Origin of the sequence: Onishia niordana (genome assembly GCF_004798965.1) — a bacterium.
Classification (GTDB): Bacteria; Pseudomonadota; Gammaproteobacteria; order Pseudomonadales; family Halomonadaceae; genus Onishia; species Onishia niordana.
This window is the reverse complement of record NZ_SDSD01000137.1, coordinates 1-251: the sequence shown is the minus strand read 5'-3', so window position 1 is coordinate 251 and position 251 is coordinate 1. Positions and strand designations below refer to the sequence as shown.

The following is a 251-nucleotide window of genomic DNA, read 5'->3' as shown; positions in this document are numbered from 1 at the left end:
TGCCCGTCTCAATCATGCAAAACTACATGTTCTGACTGTAACCGATATCAATAAATATTATGGTGCTGTGCATAAAGGTATTGTAGAAACACCAGGATTGGATCAACTTGCGCAAGATATTTTGGCACACTGTAAAGATATTAGCCGCGAACAAGTTGAAGATGAAACTTACGAAAACGCAGGTAAGCCAAAACTAAGAATTGCTAATTTTGCAGAAGAAGAAGATAAAAATATTGACTTAATCGTCATTG

1 protein-coding gene is annotated in these 251 nt (G+C 36.3%); it reads left to right on the top strand.

Features of this window, described 5'->3' with window-relative positions:
• The coding region (locus ETC27_RS18240; RefSeq protein WP_205742799.1) for a universal stress protein at positions 1–251 on the top strand (251 nt) is incomplete at both ends.